The sequence below is a fragment of the uncultured Croceicoccus sp. genome, from assembly GCF_947496385.1.
GTDB lineage: Bacteria > Pseudomonadota > Alphaproteobacteria > Sphingomonadales > Sphingomonadaceae > Croceicoccus.
The window spans coordinates 47870-68724 of record NZ_CANMCP010000005.1 but is presented as its reverse complement, the minus strand read 5'-3'; the positions used below and the strand labels follow the sequence as shown (position 1 = coordinate 68724).

At 67.1% G+C, this 20855-nt stretch carries 20 protein-coding genes; 11 read left to right on the top strand and 9 right to left on the bottom strand.

Annotated elements, in window-relative coordinates; translation table 11 throughout:
- Positions 1 to 22 precede the first annotated feature (22 nt).
- Both Q0897_RS09710 and Q0897_RS09705 read left to right on the top strand, forming a co-directional pair.
- The gene (locus Q0897_RS09710; RefSeq protein WP_299309187.1) at positions 23 to 2200 is read left to right on the top strand and encodes a BamA/TamA family outer membrane protein; all 2178 of its coding nucleotides are present in this window, start codon (positions 23 to 25) and stop codon (positions 2198 to 2200) included.
- Complete coding sequence (locus Q0897_RS09705; protein ID WP_299309185.1) at positions 2197 to 6399, top strand: translocation/assembly module TamB domain-containing protein; 4203 nt, start codon at positions 2197 to 2199, stop codon at positions 6397 to 6399. Before Q0897_RS09710 ends, Q0897_RS09705 begins: the two co-directional genes overlap by 4 nt.
- A 45-nt stretch (positions 6400 to 6444) precedes the next feature.
- On the opposite strand, the gene Q0897_RS09700 is transcribed toward Q0897_RS09705, so the two are convergent.
- The 7 genes from Q0897_RS09700 to Q0897_RS09670 form a co-directional block, all read right to left on the bottom strand.
- Positions 6445 to 6990 carry a fasciclin domain-containing protein gene (locus Q0897_RS09700; RefSeq protein ID WP_299309184.1) on the bottom strand — a complete coding sequence of 182 codons (546 nt, stop codon included), beginning with the start codon at positions 6988 to 6990 and terminating at the stop codon, positions 6445 to 6447.
- Positions 6991 to 7010: 20 nt separating this feature from the next.
- On the bottom strand, positions 7011 to 8063 hold the full coding sequence (locus tag Q0897_RS09695) for a hypothetical protein (protein ID WP_299309182.1): 1053 nt from the start codon (positions 8061 to 8063) through the stop codon (positions 7011 to 7013).
- Between the two features lie 156 nt (positions 8064 to 8219).
- Complete coding sequence (gene glnA / locus Q0897_RS09690; protein WP_299309180.1) at positions 8220 to 9629, bottom strand: type I glutamate--ammonia ligase; 1410 nt, start codon at positions 9627 to 9629, stop codon at positions 8220 to 8222.
- Positions 9630 to 9723: 94 nt separating this feature from the next.
- Entirely contained in the window at positions 9724 to 10062 is a 339-nt protein-coding gene (locus tag Q0897_RS09685; protein ID WP_202085906.1) for a P-II family nitrogen regulator, read from the bottom strand.
- Positions 10063 to 10329: 267 nt separating this feature from the next.
- Entirely contained in the window at positions 10330 to 11268 is a 939-nt protein-coding gene (argC, locus tag Q0897_RS09680; protein WP_299309179.1) for an N-acetyl-gamma-glutamyl-phosphate reductase, read from the bottom strand.
- Positions 11265 to 11615 carry an SH3 domain-containing protein gene (locus Q0897_RS09675; protein WP_299309178.1) on the bottom strand — a complete coding sequence of 117 codons (351 nt, stop codon included), beginning with the start codon at positions 11613 to 11615 and terminating at the stop codon, positions 11265 to 11267. Before Q0897_RS09675 ends, argC begins: the two co-directional genes overlap by 4 nt.
- A gap of 95 nt (positions 11616 to 11710) precedes the next feature.
- On the bottom strand, positions 11711 to 13108 hold the full coding sequence (locus Q0897_RS09670) for a M17 family metallopeptidase (protein ID WP_299309177.1): 1398 nt from the start codon (positions 13106 to 13108) through the stop codon (positions 11711 to 11713).
- Positions 13109 to 13176: 68 nt separating this feature from the next.
- Between Q0897_RS09670 and Q0897_RS09665 the strand changes: the two genes are divergently transcribed.
- The gene (locus tag Q0897_RS09665; RefSeq protein WP_299309176.1) at positions 13177 to 13995 is read left to right on the top strand and encodes a DUF4163 domain-containing protein; all 819 of its coding nucleotides are present in this window, start codon (positions 13177 to 13179) and stop codon (positions 13993 to 13995) included.
- 53 nt (positions 13996 to 14048) lie between these two features.
- Positions 14049 to 14888 carry a type I methionyl aminopeptidase gene (map, locus tag Q0897_RS09660; RefSeq protein ID WP_299309174.1) on the top strand — a complete coding sequence of 280 codons (840 nt, stop codon included), beginning with the start codon at positions 14049 to 14051 and terminating at the stop codon, positions 14886 to 14888.
- A gap of 152 nt (positions 14889 to 15040) precedes the next feature.
- Here map and Q0897_RS09655 read toward each other — a convergent pair whose 3' ends face one another.
- Positions 15041 to 15358 carry a 2Fe-2S iron-sulfur cluster-binding protein gene (locus tag Q0897_RS09655; RefSeq protein WP_299309172.1) on the bottom strand — a complete coding sequence of 106 codons (318 nt, stop codon included), beginning with the start codon at positions 15356 to 15358 and terminating at the stop codon, positions 15041 to 15043.
- 128 nt (positions 15359 to 15486) lie between these two features.
- On the opposite strand from Q0897_RS09655, the gene Q0897_RS09650 reads away from it, so the two are divergent.
- Positions 15487 to 16104: a DNA-3-methyladenine glycosylase 2 family protein gene (locus Q0897_RS09650; protein ID WP_299309171.1), complete on the top strand. Its 618-nt coding sequence runs from the start codon at positions 15487 to 15489 to the stop codon at positions 16102 to 16104.
- Here Q0897_RS09650 and Q0897_RS09645 read toward each other — a convergent pair.
- Positions 16099 to 16386: a 4a-hydroxytetrahydrobiopterin dehydratase gene (locus tag Q0897_RS09645; RefSeq protein ID WP_299309364.1), complete on the bottom strand. Its 288-nt coding sequence runs from the start codon at positions 16384 to 16386 to the stop codon at positions 16099 to 16101. The genes Q0897_RS09650 and Q0897_RS09645 overlap by 6 nt on opposite strands.
- Positions 16387 to 16493: 107 nt before the next feature.
- On the opposite strand from Q0897_RS09645, the gene ccmA reads away from it, so the two are divergent.
- The 6 genes from ccmA (at position 16494) to Q0897_RS09615 (ending at position 20850) form a co-directional block, all read left to right on the top strand.
- Positions 16494 to 17090: a heme ABC exporter ATP-binding protein CcmA gene (gene ccmA, locus Q0897_RS09640; protein ID WP_299309363.1), complete on the top strand. Its 597-nt coding sequence runs from the start codon at positions 16494 to 16496 to the stop codon at positions 17088 to 17090.
- Positions 17087 to 17746, top strand: coding sequence for a heme exporter protein CcmB (locus Q0897_RS09635; protein ID WP_299309169.1), 660 nt, complete (start codon positions 17087 to 17089; stop codon positions 17744 to 17746). Before ccmA ends, Q0897_RS09635 begins: the two co-directional genes overlap by 4 nt.
- A gap of 50 nt (positions 17747 to 17796) precedes the next feature.
- Complete coding sequence (locus Q0897_RS09630) at positions 17797 to 18798, top strand: cysteine synthase A (RefSeq protein WP_299309362.1); 1002 nt, start codon at positions 17797 to 17799, stop codon at positions 18796 to 18798.
- Between the two features lie 13 nt (positions 18799 to 18811).
- Positions 18812 to 19225: a hypothetical protein gene (locus Q0897_RS09625; RefSeq protein ID WP_299309167.1), complete on the top strand. Its 414-nt coding sequence runs from the start codon at positions 18812 to 18814 to the stop codon at positions 19223 to 19225.
- A 1-nt stretch (position 19226) separates the two neighbouring features.
- Positions 19227 to 20015 (top strand): ABC transporter, encoded by a 789-nt coding sequence (locus Q0897_RS09620; RefSeq protein WP_299309165.1) that lies wholly within the window; start codon positions 19227 to 19229, stop codon positions 20013 to 20015.
- Positions 20016 to 20346: 331 nt separating this feature from the next.
- Positions 20347 to 20850 (top strand): division/cell wall cluster transcriptional repressor MraZ, encoded by a 504-nt coding sequence (locus Q0897_RS09615; RefSeq protein ID WP_299309164.1) that lies wholly within the window; start codon positions 20347 to 20349, stop codon positions 20848 to 20850.
- Positions 20851 to 20855: the final 5 nt, after the last annotated feature.

Genomic DNA, 20855 nt, shown 5'->3' with positions numbered 1-20855 from the left:
CGCCCTGCTCGGTGGGGCGGCGATGCTGTGGGCGTCGGCACTCTGGGCGCCGCCCGGCGCACGCGCGCAGGAGACCGATCCGGAGCTTGAGGCGCTGATCCCCGATGGCGCGGTCGCCGATGCCGAGGGGTGGGCGACGAATGCCGAAGCCGAAAGCGCGGTCGACGACGTCGTCGACACCCCGATCGACGAGACGGGATATACGCTGGCCTGGCCCGATGACGAACGGCTGGCGGTCGAGATCGAACCGATCGCGCCCGATCCGGCGCTGGCCGAATTGCTCGACCCGGCGGGCCCTGAAATCGCCGCCGATCTGCGCAGTGCCGACATGGAAAGCGATTTTGCCGGGCGGGAAAGCGATCTGGTGCGGACGGCCCTGTCCGACCGGATCACGCTCGCTTATCCCGATGCCTTCGCACAATTCGGACAGTTCGAGAATTTCACGAAACGTTTTCTGGCGCTGTCCACGCTGGAATCGCTGGCGGACGATGACGATACGCTGGCGCAGGTGGTCAATCGTGCGCGCGCGGATCAGGATCTGCTGGCGCGGCTGCTCACCGTTTACGGGTTCTACGATGCCGATATTCGCCGCGAACTCGCCGGGCGGCGCGCGGCGGAGGCTGCGCCGGTGGACGACGGGTCCGACGTGTCGCCGGCGCCGGACGGCGGCTCCGATGCGCGGTTCCGCTTCGTGCTGGAGCCGGGGCCGCGTTACCGCCTCATGGCGATCGATCTCGGTTCGCTCGACGCGACCGGGGGGGATAGCGCCATGCTGCGTCGCAGTTTTGCGGTGGAGGCGGGCGATCCCATCGATCTCGACGCGATCACTTTCGAGCGGATCGACCTTCAATATGCGCTGACGCAAAATGGCTATCCCTTTGCCGAGGTGGCCGAGCCGCAGCTCACCATCGACCACGCGGTGGATGGCGGAACGCTGTCCATGCCGGTGGCGCCGGGCGGCAAATACCGGTTCGGCACGGTGACGAGCACGGATCCCGATTTCCTTTCGGGACGGCATCTGGCGCAAATCGCCCGGTTCAAGGCCGGCGAAACCTATCGCGGCAGCGATGTGGAAGATCTGCGCGAGGCGATCCTGCAAACAGGGCTCGCCTCCACCTTGACCGTGCGCCCGCGCGCCGTGGTTCCGCCCGCCGATGGCGAGCCGGGAGTGGCCGACATCGATGTCGATATCACGCCTGCCCCGCTTCGCACGATTGCCGGGGCCATTGGTTACGGCACGGGGCAGGGTTTCCGGCTCGCGGCAAGCTGGGAGCATCGCAATTTCTTCCCGCCCGAAGGCATGCTGCGCCTGCGCGGCATCGCGGGCACGCAGGAACAGCTCATCGGGGCGACGGTCCGCCGCAACAATTTCACCGGGCGCGACCGCGTTCTCACGCTCGACCTGTTTGCCAACACGATCGACCGCGACGCGTACGAGGCCCGCACGATTTCGGCCATCGCGCGCTACGAGCGGCTTTCGACGCTGATCTTTCAGAAACGCTTCGTCTGGGCCGCCGGGCTCGAACTCGTCGCGTCGCAGGAACGCGAAGGCGCGCTCGACGGCAATCTCGGCCCGCGCGAAACCTATTTTGTGGCGGCGGCGCCGGGGCGGATCGGTTTCGATGAAAGCGACGACCTGCTCGACCCGCGGCGCGGATGGCGTGCATCGCTGCTCCTCTCCCCGGAATTCAGCCGCAACAATTCAACGGGATCGCAAGGTTTCTATGCCCGGGCGATCCTCGACGGGAGTTTTTACCAGCCTCTTACCGACCGCATCGTCGGGGCGGGGCGGGTGCGTTTCGGCACGATCACGGGGCTGGACCTGTCCGACATCGCGCCCTCGCGCCGGCTTTACGCAGGCGGCGGCGGATCGGTGCGCGGCTACGGCTATCAGCAGATCGGCCCGAAGGATACGATCGGCGATCCGACGGGCGGCCGTTCGATGACCGAATTCGCGCTGGAGGCACGGGTGCGCACCGGGCTGTTCGACGGCGCGCTTTCCGTGGTGCCGTTCATCGATGCGGGCGCGGTCGATACCACCACCACGCCGCGCTTGTCGGACCTGCAATTCGGCGCGGGCGTCGGCATACGGTATCACACGAATTTCGGGCCGCTGCGCGTCGATCTCGCCACGCCAATCAATCCGCGCCCGGGCGATGGCCCTGTGGCGGTCTATGTCTCGCTGGGCCAGGCGTTTTGACCGACGCGTTCGACAGCGTCGCGACCGGGGAGGCGCCGCCGGAAAAGCCCCGCCGGAACTGGGCCCGGTACTGGCGCATCCGGATCACGGCGGGCGTCGCGTTGATGTTCGTGGCGCTGGCGGTGTTTTTCGCCGTGATCGACAGCCCCATCGGCCATCGCTTCATCGCCGATTCGCTGTCCCGCTATGCGCCGGCATCCGGGCTTCGCATCGAGGTCGGGCGGATCGAGGGTTCGGTCCTTGACGAGGCGATTCTACGCGATGTGCGCTTTTCCGATCCGGAGGGTGTCTTTGCCCGCGTGCCGGAGGTGGAGCTGGCGTGGAAACCGTTCGCCTGGTTCACGAGCGGGCTGGACGTGCGGCGCCTGGTCTTCCGGCGGGGCGAGTTGATGCGGATGCCCGCGCTCAACCCCGGCGACCCGGATGCGCCGATTTTGCCGAATTTCGACATTCGCATCGACAGGCTGGAATTCGATGCATTGACCGTCGGCCCCCAGATTGCGGGGGAGGCGCGGCGCGTCAACCTGCTTGGCCGGGCGAGGATCGCGGACGGGCGCGCGAAGATCGCCATCGACAGCGCGCTGGGCGGTGCGGACCGGCTGGCCGCGCGGCTGGACATGGCGCCGGCGGACAATCGCTTCGACCTCGAAATCGACTATCGCGCGCCGGCAGGTGGCGTGCTGGCTGGCATGGTCGGCGCGCGGGAGGATCTGCGCGCGGTGGTGACGGGCGATGGCGACTGGCGGCGCTGGGACGGGCGCCTGCTTGTCCGGCGCGGGGGGGATACGTTCGCGGCCTTCCGCCTGTCCAACCGGGCGGGGCGATATGGCGCGCTGGGGCGGATCTATCCGGGCGACCTGCTCACCGGCCTGGCCGCGCGCGCTGTGGGGGAGGGCGTGTCGCTGCGCGCCGAAGGGACCTTGCGCAACCGCGTCGTCGATGGCGCCGCCCGGTTCAAGGGGCGCGGCCTTGCCGGCGATGTCCGCGGGACGGTCGACCTTGCCGAGAACCGTTTCGACGATGTGATCGCGCGGCTGCGTTTGCGCGATCCGGCGCTGCTCGGCGGTGATCTTCGCCTGCGCGGGATGACGGCGCGGCTCGTTTTTGACGGGGCGTTTCGCGGATCGGCGGTCGGGTATGAGGCCGCGGCGGATCGCGTGACGCTGGGCGCGTTGCGGCTGTCGCGGGTGCGGGCGCGGGGTACGGGCATGCTGGAAGACGGGCGCCTGACCGTGCCGGTGCGGCTGATGGCGGGGGCGATTGCAACGGGGGTCGCTCCGCTCGACCGGCAGCTTCGCGGTGCGGTGCTGACAGGGACGCTGGTGCATTCCGACGGGCAGCTTACGGCCGATGCCCTGCGCCTCGCCGGGCCGGGTATCGACGCGCGGCTGGCGCTGCGCGGGGATTTGCGGCGGGGGTTGTATGCGCTGTCGGGGCCGGTTGCCGCCGCCGGCGTTCCGCTTGCCAATCTGGGCACGGTGAACATGCGCGGCGACATCGCCGCCACGCTTGGCGGCCCGCGCAAATGGACGCTCAACGCCGCGCTCGACGGGCGGATGGCGCGGATCACGAATGCCGCGCTGCGCAATATCGCGGGGCCGCCGATTGCCTTTTCGGGCCGGGTGGAGCTTGCCGCCGGTGCGCCGATCCTCATCCGCACGGCCCGCATCGACGCACGCGATGTCGATCTCTCGCTCACCGGGAGGCGGGCGCTCGACGGAACGGTCACGGTGTCCGGTACGGGCAGGCACGTCCGTTTCGGCGCGTTCGAGATCGAGAGCAGCATCGTCGGCAACGGGCCGAGCGCGGTGCTCGTCTTTGCCGATCCCTATCCCGCGGCGGGCTTGCGCGATGTGCGCGTGGCCGTGAACCCGAGCGAGGATGGCTTCCGGATCGAGACGGAGGGGCAATCGCTTCTCGGCAGGTTCGACGGGGTGCTCGACCTGCTCGCCATGCGCGGTGGCGGGACGGCGATCGGTGTGCAGCGCCTCTCCATCAGCGATACCGACGTCACCGGCCAATTGCGCCTGTTGCCGGGCGGTGTCGCCGGTGAGCTTGCGCTGTCGGGGGGCGGGGTTTCGGGAACGGTCGGCCTGTCCCCGGACGCCGCGGGGCAGGGGATCGATGCCGCGCTGCGGCTGCGCAATGCGCGGTTCGCCGGCGCCGTCCCGATACAGGTGCGCACCGCGAATATCCGGATCGACGGAACCCTGGGCGATGATGCGACGCTGGATGCCGCCATCAATGCGCAGGGGATCTCGCGCGCGGACATTTTCATCGGACGGCTCGCGGCGGAGGGGCGCCTGCGCGACGGGGCGGGCGATTTCCGGGCCCGCATCGCCGGGCGGCGCGGCAGCCGCTTTGCCCTGCGCGTGGCAGGCGATGTGTCGCGCGAAAGGATCGCGGTCGGCGCGCGGGGGCGCTACGCCGGGCGCGACATTTCCATGCCGCGCCGCGCCGTATTGCTGCGGCGTGACGGGGCGAGCGGCACGCAATGGGAATTGCAGCGCAGCCAGATCGATTTTGCCGGCGGACGACTTCAGGTCGAGGGGCAGCTGGGCGAGGTGAACGCCATCACGCTGAAGCTTGCGGACATGCCGATGTCGGTCGGCGACCTGCTGATCAGCGATCTCGGGCTTGGCGGGACGGCGTCGGGCGTCGTCACCTATCGCGACATGCCGGGCGAGGCGCCGACGGGACGGGCGCGGTTGCTGTTCGACGATTTGACGCGGTCCGGGCTGGTGCTGACCTCGCGGCCGGTCGACCTGGCGGTGGTGGCCGAATTGTCGGCCGGCCGGTTCGAGACGCGCGCGGTCATTCGCGAGAACGGCAACCGCAGCGGGCGGCTGCAGGCGCGGATTGACGACCTTCCCGCCAGCGGCGCGGTAATCGACCGGTTGCGCGCCGGACGGCTTACGGGACAGGCGCGCTATCGCGGGCCTGCCGATGCGATCTGGCGCCTGGTCGCGGTGGAACTGTTCGACCTTACCGGAGAGGTCCGCATCGCCGCCAACATGCGCGGCACGTTCGACGATCCGCAATTGCGCGGCACCATCCGCAGCGATGATCTGCGCATGCAGAGCGCGCTCACCGGCACCGATATCGACGGCCTTGCCCTGCGCGGCAATTTCGATGGCTCCGTCCTGCGGATCGGGCGGTTTTCGGGGCGCGCGGGCAATGGCGGCACGGTTGCGGGTAGCGGCACGATCGACCTGTCCGATATTACGGAGCGCGGTGTCGGCATGGATATTCGCATCGCGGCACAGCAGGCACAGCTGCTTCGCCGTGACGAAATCGGCGCCGTGGTGACCGGCCCGATGCGTATCGTGGCGCGCGACAATCGCGGCACGATCGCCGGGCGCCTGCGCGTGGAAAGCGGGCGCTGGCAATTGGGGCGCGCATCGGCGGCCCAAAGCCTGCCGAGCGTTGCGACGCGCGAAATCAACCTCCCCGCGGATCAGCAGGCCGCACGGTCGCGCATGGGGCCGTGGCGCTATCTCATCGACGTGCGCGCCGACGATCGTTTCACGGTGACCGGACTCGGCCTCGACAGCGAGTGGGAGGCCGATGTTCGCATTCGCGGCACCACCGCGGCGCCGCGCCTTTACGGTGAAGCAGAGCTCGTCCGCGGCGGGTATCAGTTTTCGGGACAGCGTTTCGAACTCGAACGCGGGCGGATTCAGTTTACCGGTGAAAATCCGCCCGATCCGCAATTGAACGTGCTCGCCGTGGCCGACGTGGAGGATATCGACGCGCGCATCGCGATCAGCGGCTCCGCGCTCGCGCCGCAGATCGCCTTCTCCTCCGTCCCGGCCCTGCCGGAGGAAGAAGTGCTCTCCCGCCTGCTGTTCGGCGATTCCATTGCGAATATCTCCGCGGCGGAGGCGTTGCAGCTCGGTTCCGCCGTGGCAGCCTTGCAGGGCGGGGGGAGCGGGCTCGACCCGATCAACCGTTTGCGCAGTGCGATCGGCCTCGACCGGCTGCGCATCGTCGGCGCGGATGAGGCGCTGGGCCGGGGCACCAGCGTCGCGGCGGGGGAATATCTCGGGCGCAATCTCTATGTCGAGCTGATTACCGACGGGCGCGGCTATAGCGCGAGCGCACTCGAATACCGGGTCACGGGCTGGCTCTCGCTGCTCGCCAGCGTGTCGTCGATCGGGTATAATTCGGTCGGGGCCGAGGTCAGCCGGGATTACTGACGCAGGCCACGGGTGCGGAGCATCGCCCCGCACCCGGCGCCGCTGCTACGGCGTTTTCAGCATGGCATCGACCGGAATGGCGACGCCATTGCTGGCGACGATCGCGTCCCCGGTGATGAGTGCGGTGCCGCCATCCTCGTCCGTGACGCGGATCGCATCGCCTTCCTTCGCAAAGGTCAGCATGGTCCCGCCCATGTTCTGCATCTCGACACTGCCGTCGTTTTGGAGCGCGCGGGCAATATCGGGCACGGTGAACGCGCCGGGCAGGACATGTTCGCGCAGTACCGCGGCGAGCACGGCATACGCGCTCTCGCCTTCCTGTGCGGAAAGCGCGGCCTTGTCGAAGGCGGCGTCGGTGGGCGCGAGGATCGTGTAGCTCGCCGTACCGTCGAAAATGGTGGCCATGGCGGTTTCGTTGAGCGAACCGCTCAACCGCGAGAGCCCGTCCGCATCGGCGAGCGCCGCAGCCAGCGATTCGTTGCGGGCATCGGTCGCCCCGCCGGCGGCACCCTCGGCTTGGTCCGATCCGCATGCGGCCAGCGGCGCGACGAGCAGCAGGGCGGCGGAAAGATTGCGCAGGATCTGGTTCATCGGTTTTCCTTCCCTGCGCATCACAGCAGTTCGATCACGGCCTGGACAAGCTGCGTCGTCGGGTCGAGCCGATAGACATAGCCGTCGCTGTAACGATAGCGGGCGTCCGGCCCGTCGCGGTAACGATCCCGGTAATTATACGGCACGTTGTAGACATCATATCCCGATGGCATCGGCTGTCCCACGCGAATGTCGTTCCCGGTGAGCAGCGCCGCCACCGTGGTGATCGCCTGCGTCGTGGGGTCGATCCGGTAGATCGTATTGTCGGCATAGCGATAGCTTTGCGCATTGCCGAGGTCGAAATAGGACTGGTAATAGGACGGGAGCGGCTCCTGCTGAAACCAGTTGGGCCAGCGCTGTCCCGGCGAAAGCGCCCCGGCGAGCAGCGGGTAATAGCCGCTGATCCTGCCGCCGTCGCCGATCCGCACCAGATTGCCGTCGTAATAGCGATAACGCCCGTCGGTCATGTTGGGCAGATCCCACCAATCCAGACGGTCGTACCGGCGGTCCGCCTTCCGCGCGAGGCCGGGCGGCATGCAGCCGTTGTTCTTCTTTGCAAGACCGGGCGGGCAACCATCGACGGGCCGGTAATCGGGCGAGCGGCAGTCGTAGTAAATATCCCGTACGGGCCCGTCGCGGTAATCGCCGCGCGAATAATACTCGTCGCGGGCGTAGCGGATATCGCGATCCTGCCGGGCATTGCCGTTCTTGCCCTGCATCACGGGCCGGTTCCCGTTCCCGTTGCCGTTGCCATTACCGTTCCCGTTGAACGATTTCGCGGAATTGCCGCGCGGCTGGGCATCGTTGGCAAGGCGGGCATTGCCGTTTCCGTTGCCGTTGCCATTTCCATTGCCCGGATTACGAGGCGCGGCAGAGGCCTGCCTGTCCGGCTTTCCGCCACCATTGCCGCGGTTGCCGGCTCCATTGTTGCCGCGGGCGTTGCCATTGCCGTTTCCGCCCTGGGCGGCGGCCTGGCCCTTTGCCTGGCCGTTGCCATTGCCATTTCCGGGCTGCGCGTGGGCGACCGGGGCGGACAAGGCAAGCACGGCAACGCCGATCAAAAACTTGCGCATTGTTAATCTCCTTTGCGGGAGTAACGCATTGCAAAGGCGCGCGGTTCCACAATCGCGTACGCTGCGGCATGGCCCCTGTCCCCACGTGGCGGGCATGCAAAAAGGGCGCCCGACCCACGGCCGGACGCCCTTTCGCAAAATGCCGTTCCGATGGAATCAGGCGCTGTAATACATGTCGAATTCGACCGCGCTCGGCGTCGTTTCGAAACGCAGCACATCGGCCCATTTCAATTCGGCATAGGCGTCGATCTGCTCCTTGGTGAACACGCCGCCCTCGAGCAGGAACTCGTGATCGGCCTCCAATGCAAGCAACGCCTCACGCAGCGAACCGCACACGGTGGGCACCTCGGCGAGCTCTGCCGGCGGCAGATCGTACAGGTTCTTGTCCATCGCGTCGCCGGGGTGGATCTTGTTCTTGATCCCGTCGATGCCCGCCATCAACAGCGCCGCGAACGACAGATAGGGATTGGCGAGCGGATCGGGGAAGCGGAACTCGACGCGCTTCGCCTTTTCGCCGGCGCCATACGGAATGCGGCACGATGCCGACCGGTTGCGCGCCGAATAGGCGAGGAGCACCGGCGCCTCAAAGCCCGGCACCAGACGCTTGTAGCTGTTGGTGGTGGGGTTGGTGAAGGCGTTCAAGGCCTTGGCATGCTTGATCACGCCGCCGATGTAGTAGAGGCAATTGTCGGACAGGCCGGCATAGCCATTCCCGGCAAAGGTCGGCTTGCCATTGTCCCAGATCGACATGTGCGTGTGCATGCCCGACCCGTTGTCGGCCTTGATCGGCTTCGGCATGAAGGTCGCGGTCTTGCCATAGGCCTGCGCGACCATGTGCACGACATATTTGTAGATCTGCACCCGGTCCGCCGTCTGCGTGAGCGTGCCGAACGTGATGCCGAGCTCATGTTGTGCGGAGGCGACCTCGTGGTGGTGCTTGTCCATGGGCAGGCCCATTTCGACCATCGTCGTGACCATTTCGGCACGGATGTCCATTGCGCTGTCGACCGGCGCGACGGGGAAATAGCCGCCCTTCGCGCGCGGACGGTGGGCGAGGTTGCCGCCTTCGTAATCGCGGTTCGAATTGGTGGGCAGTTCGATGTCGTCGATGCGATAGCCCGAGCCATCGTAGCCGTCATAGAACTTCACGTCGTCGAACATGAAGAATTCCGGTTCCGGCCCGACATAGACGGTGTCGCCCAGCCCGGTGGTCTTCAGGAATTCCTCGGCGCGCTTGGCGGTGGAACGGGGGTCGCGGCCATAGAGCTCGCCGGTGGAGGGTTCGACGATGTCGCAGAACAGCACCAGCATCGGCGTCGCGGAGAACGGATCGACATAGGCGGCGTCGAGATCGGGTTTCAGGATCATGTCCGATTCGTTGATCGTCTTCCACCCCTCGATCGAGGAGCCGTCGAACATCAGGCCCTGTTCCAGCTCGTCCTCACCCAGCGGCCCGGCCAGCATCTGAAGATGCTGCCACTTGCCCTTGGGGTCGGTGAAACGCAGGTCGACCCACTCGATCTCTTCGTCCTTGATCCGTTTCAGGATGTCGCTTGCAGAAGCCATGTTCATACCTTTCGTCTTGGTACCCGGACGTGCCGGGGATTTTTCGTGAGAATTTCGACATTCCGCGCGTGTGCCGCGCGGTCGCTGCGCGAACTCAGACCGCGTCGGCGTCGCGTTCGCCGGTGCGGATGCGGATCGCCGATTCGATCGGGGACACGAAGATCTTGCCATCGCCGATGCGTCCGGTCTGCGCCGCGCCGGCGATCGCCTCGACGACGCGCTCGGCAAGATCGGCGGTAACGATCACCTCAAGCTTCACCTTGGGCAGGAAATCGACGACATATTCGGCGCCGCGATACAGCTCCGTATGCCCCTTCTGCCGTCCGAAGCCCTTCGCCTCGGTGACGGTGATCCCGGTGACGCCGACTTCGTGAAGGGCTTCCTTCACCTCGTCGAGCTTGAATGGCTTGATGATTGCCTCGATCTTTTTCACAGCGCTTTCAAGGCCCCCGCAAATGCGCTTCCCGCACGATGCGGCAAGGGCGGGAATGCCGGGATGCCGCGCCGGGGCGACGGGAAGATTCGCCGTCCGACTAGGGCGGAACCCTAGGCGATGGACAACCCGAACGAAAGGGGGCGGAGCGGCGAAAGAGGCGGTTTTTGCGGTGATTCGCAAAATAAACTTGCGTAGGGACCGGCAAGGTGATGCCTAATCGTGCAGGCCCTGCCCAAACATTGGGCAGTGCCCGCCACGCAGGCACTATTTGCCGAGGTTCAGCCCCGCCGTCTCATCGAACCCGGCCATGATGTTGAGGTTCTGAAGCGCGGCGCCGCTCGCCCCCTTGCCCAGATTGTCGAGCGTCGCGGCCAGCCGGATCTGCGCACCGTGCGCGCTTGCAAACACGTGCAGCACGATCCCGTCATGCGCGCCGCCCTCGGCATCGAGCAATAGCGCGGTCCGGTCCCTGTCCTCGGGCGCGACGGTGACGATGGACGAATGGGCATAGCGTTCGCGCAGGGCGGCGCGCATCGCATCGGCGTCGGCCGCAACCCCCATCGCGGCGGCGGGGATCGGCACCTCCACCACCATGCCGCGCATCGCGGGCACCACCGCCGGCGCGAACACCGGCGCATGGGTCAGGCTGGCATGTTTCTGCATTTCGGGCAGATGCTTGTGCCCGCCATGGAGGGCATAGCCGCGAAACGCGGGCGGGCTCCCGGCATTGCGGTAATCGGCGATCATCGCCTTGCCGCCGCCGGAATATCCGGACACCGCGTGACACACGAACGGGAAATCCGCCGGCAGCAGCCCGCCCGCCACCAGCGGCGCGACCAGGGCGAGAAACCCGGTGGGATAGCAACCCGGATTGGAGACGAAACGCGCATTTGCAATGGCGTCGTGGCCGACCAGTTCCGCAAAACCATAGGTCCATCCGTCCGCGACGCGATGGGCGGTCGATGCGTCGATCACGCGGGTGGTATCGTTGCGGATCATCGCGACCGATTCGCGCGCGGCATCGTCGGGCAGGCACAGGATCGCAAAGTCGCAATCGTTCAATGCCTCGGCCCGCGCGGCATCGTCCTTGCGCCGGTCGTCGGGCAGGGTGATCATCTCGATCTCGCTCCGCCCGTGCAGCCGTTCCGCGATTTCCAGGCCGGTGGTCCCCGCCGCCCCGTCGATGAAGACCCGCACGCTCATGCCTTGGCCGCCAGCGCATCGGACGCGACATAGCCCGCCATGCCGCCCGGCGCGCAGCCCCAGGCGAATCCACCGGAAAAATCGAGCACGTCGAACATGTCCCCTTCGTTGAGCGACCCGACGGGACCGGCCCCGACCTGCGGCGAGGCCACGACCGGGGCGGCCCGCGTCGCGACATGCGCCATCGGTACCGCGTAATGCGGCACGAAGATCCTGCCGGCCAGATCGATATGCGCAAGATCGCCGCGCGCGGGAAGGCGCAGGTCGTCGCTCTCACGCGGGCCGGACAGGTGGAAACTGCGCGGCTGCGGCTCTGCGGGAATGGACAGGGTAACTGGATCGGGCAAGGGCGGCATGTTTCTGATCGAGTGAAAGTCTTTCGCGAACGCGCCGCTTAGACCGCCGTGCCGACAGAGGCAAGTTTCCGCCCCGCCGCGCCCGTTCAATTGCCGCCGAAACGCGCGCGCACCATGTGCCATGCCGCCCTGAGGCCGAGCGCGGCGCCGCCCTTCGGCCGTCCCGGCTTTGCCGAGGGGCGCCATGCGAACGTATCGAAATGCGCCCAGTCGAGATCGTCGGCGACGAATGCATCTAGGAAAAGCCCCGCCGTGATCGCGCCGGCGAACCCGCCGCTGGCCGAATTGGCCATGTCGGCGATGTCGCTTTTCAACATGTCGCGATAGGTTTCGGGAAGCGGCAGGCGCCAGCATTCGTCGTCATGCGCCTTGCCCGCGGTGAGCAATGCATCCGCCGTCGCATCGCGCCGCGCCATCAGCGCCGGCAGGTCGGGGCCGAGCGCCACGCGCGCCGCGCCGGTCAGCGTGGCGAAATCGATGATGAGTTCGGGCTTCATCTCGCTCGCCCGCGCCAGCGCATCGCCGAGGATCAGCCGCCCTTCGGCATCGGTATTGGTGATCTCCACCGTTTTCCCCGCCCGCGATGTCAGGACGTCGCCGGGCCGGAATGCATTGCCGGCAATCGCGTTCTCCACCGCCGGGACGAGGCAATGCAGACGCACGTTCAGCCCCCGTGCCATGATCAGCTGCGCCAGCGCCAGCGCATGCGCGGACCCGCCCATGTCCTTCTTCATCAACGCCATGCCGCTCGCGCCCTTGATGTCGAGCCCGCCGGTATCGAAACACACCCCCTTGCCCACGATGGCGAGGCGCGGCGCATTTTCATCGCCCCATTCGATTTCGATCATGCGCGGCGCGACCCCGCGCGCGGCGGCGCGGCCCACGGCATGGACCATCGGATATTCCCGTTCGAGCGTGTCGCCGCGCGTAACCGATATGGTCGCGCCATGCGCCTTGGCGATGCGTTCGGCCTCGGCCTCCAGCGCTTCGGGGCCCATGTCCTCTGCGGGCGTGTTGACGAGGTCGCGCACCAGATGGGCGGCCTCGGCCTCCGCGATGGCGGCGTCGATGGCGGCGGCCTGCTGCGTGAGGAGGATGCGCGGACCTTCGGCCTCGGCGTTCTTCTTGTACCGGTCATACCGATATTGCGCGGTCTGCCACCCGAACAGCGCCGGGCCGGCGTCCCCCTTGGCAAGGCGGTAGGTGCCGGCGGGCAGCACCTCGGCAAGCTTGGCCAGGCACCAGCTCGACAGGTCGGCGGGATTGGCGACGCCGCCCACCGCGAACCAGCCATCGCCATCGGGCAGAATCGCGGTTTCATACCCCTTGCCCTTGAACTTCTGCGCCGCGAGGGCCGCGCGCTGCGGCCCGGACAAGGTGGCGCGCCATGCATCGAACCCGTCCTTGTTGACGAGGTGCAGCGCGATCGCGTCCTGCCCGCGGTCGGCCTCGATGAGGGCGGGGCTCTTTTCGGTTCGGGTCATCGTATCCATATCCTTGGTTGTCGGCGCAATAGGCGGCACTGTTATCCGCTAGCGAGGAAAATCTGATCATGTTTCGAACGGCTCTTGCCACCGCCCTGTTCCTGCCGATGCTGACAGGATGCTCCGACAATGGCGCGGCGGAGCCTGCGGCATCGCCCGCAAGCGAGGAGGCGGCGAGCGTCTCCGCCGGGGCCGAAACTCCCGCGCAACCGGGCCGGGCCGAGGCGGTCGACGAAAGCACCGACGATTTCGAATTTGCCTATAGCTGGCCCGCCGCTGCCGGCACCGGCCCGTTGAAGGATGCGCTCACGGCCGAGCGGCAGCGCCTGCGCAACGAGATCGCGACAAGCGCAGCTGCCGCGCGGCGGGAGGCGGAGGCATCGGGCTACCCCTTCCGCCCCTTCGGTTTTGAGAAGGAATGGAGCGTGGTGACGCAAACGCCGCGCTTCGTCTCGCTGTCGGCGGAAACCTATGTTTACGAAGGGGGCGCGCATCCGATGCAGACCTTCGATGCGCTGGTGCTCGACCGGGAGAAGAACCTCGTGCTGCAGCCCGGCACGATGTTTTCGGGCACCGCCGCTCTCAACGATGCGGTGCGCGGGCCGATGTGTGACGCGCTCGACCGCGCGCGGGCCGAACGGCGCGGCGACATGGGCACCGAGGGCGGGTGGGAAAACGCCTGCATCGATCCTGTGTCCGATGCCTCGATGATCCTGGGGTCGAGCGACGGGCGCCGGATCGACCGGCTCGGTTTCCTCGTCGGGTCGTCGGTTGCGGGCGCCCATGCGGAGGGCAGCTACGATCTCACCATTCCGGTGACCGAGGCGGTGATCGCCGCGCTCCGTCCCGAATATCGCGACGCATTCGCCGCCGCGCCGGAGGGGTGAACGCGGCCCGTCTCGCTGTTTGACCACTCGCAATCCGGCCCGCGCGACGCTACATGGGCCCGATGACTCAATATCAGACCGTAGACGACACCGACATCCTGCCGCGCGACGGCACCATCAAGCTCCATGGCGAGGCCGGGTTTGCCGGCATGCGCAAGGCAGGCCGGCTGGCGGCCGAAATCCTCGATGCGATGGCCGAAATGGTGCGCCCCGGCATCACCACGGGCGCGCTCGACGACGCGGTGCGATCGATGACGCTCGACGCCGGCGCGGTTCCGGCCACAGCAGGCTATCGTGGATACCGGCACAGCTGCTGCATCTCGATCAACCATGTCGTGTGCCACGGTATCCCTTCGGAAAAGACGCTGAAGGATGGCGACATCGTCAATATCGACGTGACGCCGCTGCTCGACGGGTGGCACGGCGACAGCTCGCGCATGTATCTGGTCGGCGATGTCCCGTTAAAGGCGCGGCGGCTGGTCGACGTGACGTATGAATGCCTGATGATCGGGATCGAGCAGGCCCGCCCCGGCGCGCGGCTCGGCGATATTGCCTCCGCCATTCAGACCCATGCCGAAAACCACCGCTATGGCGTGGTGCGCGAATTTTGCGGGCACGGGCTGGGCCGGTTGTTCCACGATGCGCCCGAAGTCGTCCATGCCGGGCGCGCGGGCACCGGGCCGGAATTGAAGCCGGGCATGTTCTTCACCATCGAACCGATGATCAATCTGGGCAAGGCGGGGGTGAAGCTGCTCGACGACGGATGGACGGCGGTGACGCGCGACCGGTCCCTCTCGGCGCAGTTCGAGCATTCCATCGGCATTACCGAGGACGGCTGCGAAATCTTCACGCTGAGCCCGAAGGAACGCCACGCGCCGCCCTACAACGTGTGAGCGGGCCGACGTGTGAGCCTGCCGACGTGTGACCGGGCGTTGCACGCGGACATGTCCGCCGCAAAATAAACGCCCCGGTTCCTCTTGGCGGGAACCGGGGCGTTTCCTCTCCAACCGGCTTCGCGCCGACCGGAACGATCGCGGCGCTGGCCTCAATCCTCCGGGGCGATTTCGACCTTCAGACCGTCCAGATCGCCCGACATCGGGATCTGACAGGAAAGTCGCGAATTCTCCTTGCGATGGTCGGAGCTGTCGAGGAGATCGTCCTCGTCTTCCGACATCTTGGGCAGCTTGTCGCCGAACGCGGGATCGACATAGACATGGCATGTCGCGCAGGAGCAGCAGCCCCCGCAAAGCGCCAGCAATTCATCGAAACCATTGTCGCGGATCGCCTCCATCACGCTCAGCCCGTCCTGGGCTTCGACCGGCTTTTCCTCGCCTTCGCGATTAACGACAATCAGTTGCGGCATAGTCTGTCCCTATGTTTCGGCGGCGATGCACCTGGCATCGCTTGCCTGTCCGGGGCGGGCTCCTATCGCGTTGCGCAGGATTTGGCAAGCCTGCTTGTGGTCGGGCGCAACATGACGAAGGATCAGCGATGGGTTTGACGAACGCACAACTCACCGCCGGACTGGACGCGGTCGCGGCCCGCGATCCGCAGGTTGCGCGTGCGCTGGAGGCGGTCGGATACCCGGAGGAACGGATTCGCGAAACCGGATACCGCACATTGCTGCGCACCATCGTGGGACAGCAGGTGTCGGTCGCGGCGGCAAATGCGGTGTGGGGCCGGCTCGTCGCGCAGCTGGGGGAGGATATTCCGCCGCGTGCCTTGCTGGACGCGGATTTCGACGCATTGCGGGCGTGCGGCCTGTCGCGGCAGAAGCAGGGCTATGCCCGGTCCCTATGCGCGTTGATCGATGACGGTGCGCTCGACCTCCACGCGCTTCCCGCCGATGACGAGGAGGCGATTGCCGCGCTCACGCAGGTGAAGGGGATCGGCCGCTGGTCGGCGGAAATCTACCTGCTTTTTGCCGAGGGGCGGCCCGACATCTGGCCGGCGGGCGACCTCGCCGTGCAGGTGGGGGCCGGGCGCATTGCCGGGATGGAGGAACGCCCCGACGAACGCGCCACGCGCGCGCTTGCCGAAAAATGGCGACCGCATCGCGGCGCGATGGCGATCTTCACCTGGCATTATTACCAGAACCCGGCATTATAGCGCGGCGTCGATCGCCCGTGCCATCTCCGCGTCGCGGGCCGACAATCCGTCCGCGTCATGCGTGGTGAGCGTGATGTCCACCCGGTTGTAGACATTGCTCCATTCGGGATGATGATCCGCCTTTTCCGCGAGCAGTGCGACGCGCGTCATGAAGCCGAATGCGGCGACGAAATCGTCGAACACGAAGCGCCTTTCGATCGCGCCGCCATCTTCGCGCAGCGTCCATTCGGGCGCCTGCGCCAGCATCGCGCCGATTTCTTCTTTCGTCAGCCTGTCGACCATATTCGTTTCCATTCCCCTGGCTTGGCACGCGGCCCATCATCCCATAGACCGGCGCGATGGCCGCCGCCCTTTCCATTCCGTCCGACCCGCCAGCCCAGCCCGGCCCGATGGCCTATGCGAATGCCGCGCTGGAGGCGCGGGATCTGGCATGCCGGCGGGGCGAACGGCTGTTGTTCGCAAAGCTGTCGCTGCGGTTGAAGCACGGCGATGCGCTCCATCTGGCAGGGCCGAACGGCGTGGGCAAGTCCAGCCTGATCCGGATCCTGGCGGGATTGTCGCGGCCTTTTGCCGGCACTGTGGAGCGAACCGGTGATATTGCCCTGCTCGATGAACGGCTGGCGCTGGACACGCATCTGCCGCTCGGCCGGGCACTCGGTTTCTGGGCGCGGTGCGACGGGTTGGATGACGAGGCCGCGGCGCGCATCGCGGAGCGGGTCGGCATCGATGGCCTGCTCGACGTGCCGGTGCGCTATCTTTCCACCGGGCAGCGGCGCCGTGCCGCGCTCGCGCGCATGGCGGGGCGCGGGGCGGCGATCTGGATGCTGGACGAACCGCTCAACGGGCTCGACGCGGCATCGACCGCCATGGTTGAGGTTCTGATCGCGGAGCATTGCGGGGCGGGCGGAATCGCGCTCGTCGCCTCGCACCAACCGATCCGCTTGCCCGGCATGGCGCGCCTCTCGATACCGGATTACGCCGCGTGACGGCCCTTTGGGCGCAGGTGTTCCGCCGCGACGTCGCCATGCTGCTCACCGGCGGGCGGCGCGGCGGGGCGGGATTGCCGGTGCTGTTCTTCCTGGCGGTGGCCATGCTCTACCCCTTTGCGGTGGGGCCGGATGCGGCGCTGCTCGCGCGCAGCGGCGGGGGCATCGTGTGGGTCGCGGCGTTGCTGGCGGCGATCCTTCCGCTCGACCGGCTGGTGGAGCCGGACCTCGATGCCGGGTTCTTCGATCAATGGGCGATCCGCGGATTGAGCGAGGAATGGATCATGGCGTCGCGCATCGGTTCGCACTGGCTGACCTTCGCGGTGCCGTTGATGGCGGCGGCTCTGCCCGCCTCGGCGCTGCTCGGCCTGTCGGGGGAACAGGTGCGGGTCGTGATGCTGGGCCTGCTCGCGGGGACGCCGGGGCTGGCGGCGCTCGGCGTGATGGTGGCGGGGATCACGGCGGGGCTGCGCGGGGGCGCGGCGCTTTCGGGGCTGCTGATCGTGCCGCTGGCGATACCGCTGCTGATCTTCGGCGCGGGCAGCCTGTCGAGCGGGGGCGAGGGCGGCATCGCGCTCACCGGCGCGGTCAGTCTCGTGCTGCTTGCCATTGCGCCCTTTGCCGCGGGCGCGGCGGTGCGCGCGGCCCGCGATTGACCGCCGCTTTATCGTTGCCCTTCGGCAATGCGCCTCCTACCTTGGCGATGATGCAGACAATTCCTGATACATTATCGCTTATCGGCAACACCCGGCTGGTCCGGCTCGCAGGGCCGAGCGAGGCCGCCGGATGCGACATTTTCGGCAAGTGCGAGTTCGAGAATCCCGGCGCATCGGTGAAGGATCGCGCCGCGCTTTGGATCGTGCGCGATGCGGAGGAACGCGGCGCGCTGAAACCCGGCGGCACCATCGTCGAGGGCACGGCCGGCAATACCGGCATCGGCATGGCTCTCGTCGCGAATGCGCGCGGGTATCGCACCATCATCGTCATGCCCGAAACCCAATCGCGCGAGAAAATGGACACGCTGCGGGCGCTGGGCGCGGAGCTGGTGCTGGTCCCTGCGGCGCCCTTTTCCAATCCGGGCCATTTCGTGCACACCTCCCGCCGCTTGGCGGAGGAGACGGACGGCGCAATCTGGGCCAATCAGTTCGACAACACCGCCAATCGCAAGGCCCATATCGACAGCACCGCCCCCGAAATCTGGGATCAGATGGAGGGCCGCGTCGACGGGTTCACCTGCGCGGCGGGTACAGGTGGCACCATTGCCGGGGTCGGCATGGGGCTGAAGGAACGCAGCGAGGATGTGCGCATCGCGCTTTCCGATCCGCACGGGGCCGCCCTTTATAATTATTACGCGAACGGCGAATTGAAGGCGGAGGGCAGCTCCGTCGCCGAAGGAATCGGGCAGGGGCGCATCACCGCCAATCTCGAAGGTGCGCCGATCGACACGCAATATCGCATCTCGGACGAGGAAGGCCTCGAATGGGTGCGCCGCCTGCTCAAGGAGGAGGGGCTGTGCCTTGGCCTGTCGTCGGGCATCAACGTGGCGGGGGCGATCCGCCTGGGACAGGATTTGACGCGCGACCTCGGCCGGCCGGCGCGCGTTGCGACGATCCTGTGCGATACGGGCTTTCGCTATCTCTCCAGTCTCTACAATCCCGAATGGTTGCGGGCCAAGGGGCTTCCCGTCTTTCCGTGGCTGAACGGGTGAGGGGGGCACGATCATGGCGTTGACGCGCGGATTCGCCCGGCGCGAAGCCTCCGCCAGGAAGGCCGAGCGCGATTCCGCCGCCTTGCGCGGCGCCCGCGTTCAGGCGAGCCAGCGCATACAGCTCGGCATCGCGGGCATTGGCGCGATGCTGCTCCTCGTCGCTTTGGCCAGCACCATCATGGAGCAGGCGCGCGAGGCCGAGGATCCGCAGATCGCGGCGCAGGAAGGCGCGGAGGCGAAGGCCAACCGCACCGATCCGCTGGTCGATATCGGCGTCGTGCCGGAACTGCCCGCCGAGGGAGAAGGTGACAGCGTGCGCGATCTTCCCGCCGCGGATCTCCCCCCGCCGCAGGCCGCGCCGTCGACGCCGTCCACCGGCACTGGTGGTGGCAATAATGGCGGTGCTGACGCTGGCAGCGGGCAATAGGATGCGCACGCTTGCCGCGCTGTTCGCCGCGCTCGCACTCTGCGGGTGCAATACGGATACTGGCGCGGGCGGCGGTGCGGAGGCTGGCGGGGCGAACCCGTCTTCGGCCGGGGGCGCCGCGACGGTTGCGGCCGACAGGCCCGCGCTCGCCCTGTTCACCAGCCTGCCGATATTCTGGGCCGAGGGGGACATTGACGCGTTGCTCGACGGGAAAACGCGGGACCATTGGGCGAAGGCCGTGATCGCGCGCGATTACGATCTGCGACCGGTCGACCGGCTGACCCAATTGGGCGACCCGGCGGATGGCGGCGTGCAGCGTCTTTTCATGGCACAGCCGCGCGCTTTGGCAGGCGATGAAAATGTCGCGCTCGACACATGGGTGCGCGGCGGCGGGCGGCTTGTGCTGCTCGCCGATCCGATGCTGGAGGCGCATTCGGAATACGGGCTCGGCGACCGGCGCAGGCCAGAGGCGATGGCGATGCTGTCGCCGATCCTGGCGCGCTGGGGCCTCGAACTCGCCTATGACGAGGCGCAGGACGAGGGCTGGCGCATGGCGCGCACGCCCGCGCCGTTGCCCGTGTCGCAGGCCGGGCATTTCCGCCTGACCGGAGAGGGGCACGATTCGGAGTGCGAAACGCAGGCAGGCGGGCTGATCGCGCGATGCCGGATCGGGGATGGCACGGTCTTGGCGATTGCCGATGCCGCGCTTTTGCAGGACGGCGACGCCCCGGTGGAGGGTGCGGAGACCGCGTTGCGCGCGATGCTGAAGACGCTCGAAGCGCCGCTCTGACCCCGCCGCCGCATTGCCCATCGGGGATCGTGCGGGACGGATGGCCGACATTGCCGTAAATGGGAGGGGATCGCACGGGACGGCTTGTGCCGATTGACGATTCCGTGCGGTTCCGCATAGTTAGCGGGCGGTAAACGCTGCTTTGAAATGCACGTAAAACTCATTTTGGACGTAGTTTCCCGCGAATTCCCCTTTCATCCCCGACCCCTTTGGGCTAATAGCGATTCCATTCACTGGAACGATCATTTCCCGCGCCGAAAGGGGGCGTACCGGGCCATGCTCACGCACGGCACCGGGAGGAGAAACGCGTTTGTAATTTTGGGGACGCTACGTGCCGGCACGGCCGCACAGCTACAGGGGGCAGGGCTTTTCGCTACGCGGCGAGAAGAACCGATTCGTGCTGCCCCCTGCGTTCCGCAAGGTGGTGCGCGGATCGTCCGATGACGCGCGCATCCTGTGCCTGGCCAAGCATGAGCGGTGGGATTGCCTGACCGGATTCGGCCTCTCGCGCATGGATGAGCTGGAGCTACAGCTCGACCGGGAGGAAGAGCGCGCCCTGCGCATGGACCGCGAATTCGACCGCGATACCCGCTCGGCGCAGCTTTACGGCTTTCTTGAAATTCCGTTCGACGAATCGGGCCGCTTCATCATGCCCGACCATCTCATCGACCTCGCCCGGATCGAAGGCGAGCTGTTCTTTCAGGGCGGCGGCGCGTTCTTCACCTTGTGGAACCCGGCGCGCCTGTTCGAAATGGGCGACGACTGGACCGCGGCGAAGGCGGCGTGCGAATCGCTGCGCGGCGATGCGGCCAAGCCGAAGCGGGGCCGCAAGTGAGCGGC

What these genes read in the sequence shown, in the direction of transcription:
- Q0897_RS09710 (WP_299309187.1), top strand. Translation starts at nt 23, where the DNA reads ATGCTGTGGGCGTCGGCACTCTGGGCGCCGCCCGGCGCACGCGCGCAG.
- Q0897_RS09700 (WP_299309184.1), bottom strand. Translation starts at nt 6,990, where the DNA reads ATGAACCAGATCCTGCGCAATCTTTCCGCCGCCCTGCTGCTCGTCGCG.
- Q0897_RS09695 (WP_299309182.1), bottom strand. Translation starts at nt 8,063, where the DNA reads ATGCGCAAGTTTTTGATCGGCGTTGCCGTGCTTGCCTTGTCCGCCCCG.
- glnA (WP_299309180.1), bottom strand. Translation starts at nt 9,629, where the DNA reads ATGGCTTCTGCAAGCGACATCCTGAAACGGATCAAGGACGAAGAGATC.
- argC (WP_299309179.1), bottom strand. Translation starts at nt 11,268, where the DNA reads ATGAGCGTGCGGGTCTTCATCGACGGGGCGGCGGGGACCACCGGCCTG.
- Q0897_RS09670 (WP_299309177.1), bottom strand. Translation starts at nt 13,108, where the DNA reads ATGACCCGAACCGAAAAGAGCCCCGCCCTCATCGAGGCCGACCGCGGG.
- Q0897_RS09665 (WP_299309176.1), top strand. Translation starts at nt 13,177, where the DNA reads ATGTTTCGAACGGCTCTTGCCACCGCCCTGTTCCTGCCGATGCTGACA.
- map (WP_299309174.1), top strand. Translation starts at nt 14,049, where the DNA reads ATGGGCCCGATGACTCAATATCAGACCGTAGACGACACCGACATCCTG.
- Q0897_RS09655 (WP_299309172.1), bottom strand. Translation starts at nt 15,358, where the DNA reads ATGCCGCAACTGATTGTCGTTAATCGCGAAGGCGAGGAAAAGCCGGTC.
- Q0897_RS09650 (WP_299309171.1), top strand. Translation starts at nt 15,487, where the DNA reads ATGGGTTTGACGAACGCACAACTCACCGCCGGACTGGACGCGGTCGCG.
- Q0897_RS09645 (WP_299309364.1), bottom strand. Translation starts at nt 16,386, where the DNA reads ATGGTCGACAGGCTGACGAAAGAAGAAATCGGCGCGATGCTGGCGCAG.
- ccmA (WP_299309363.1), top strand. Translation starts at nt 16,494, where the DNA reads ATGGCCTATGCGAATGCCGCGCTGGAGGCGCGGGATCTGGCATGCCGG.
- Q0897_RS09630 (WP_299309362.1), top strand. Translation starts at nt 17,797, where the DNA reads ATGCAGACAATTCCTGATACATTATCGCTTATCGGCAACACCCGGCTG.
- Q0897_RS09625 (WP_299309167.1), top strand. Translation starts at nt 18,812, where the DNA reads ATGGCGTTGACGCGCGGATTCGCCCGGCGCGAAGCCTCCGCCAGGAAG.
- Q0897_RS09620 (WP_299309165.1), top strand. Translation starts at nt 19,227, where the DNA reads ATGCGCACGCTTGCCGCGCTGTTCGCCGCGCTCGCACTCTGCGGGTGC.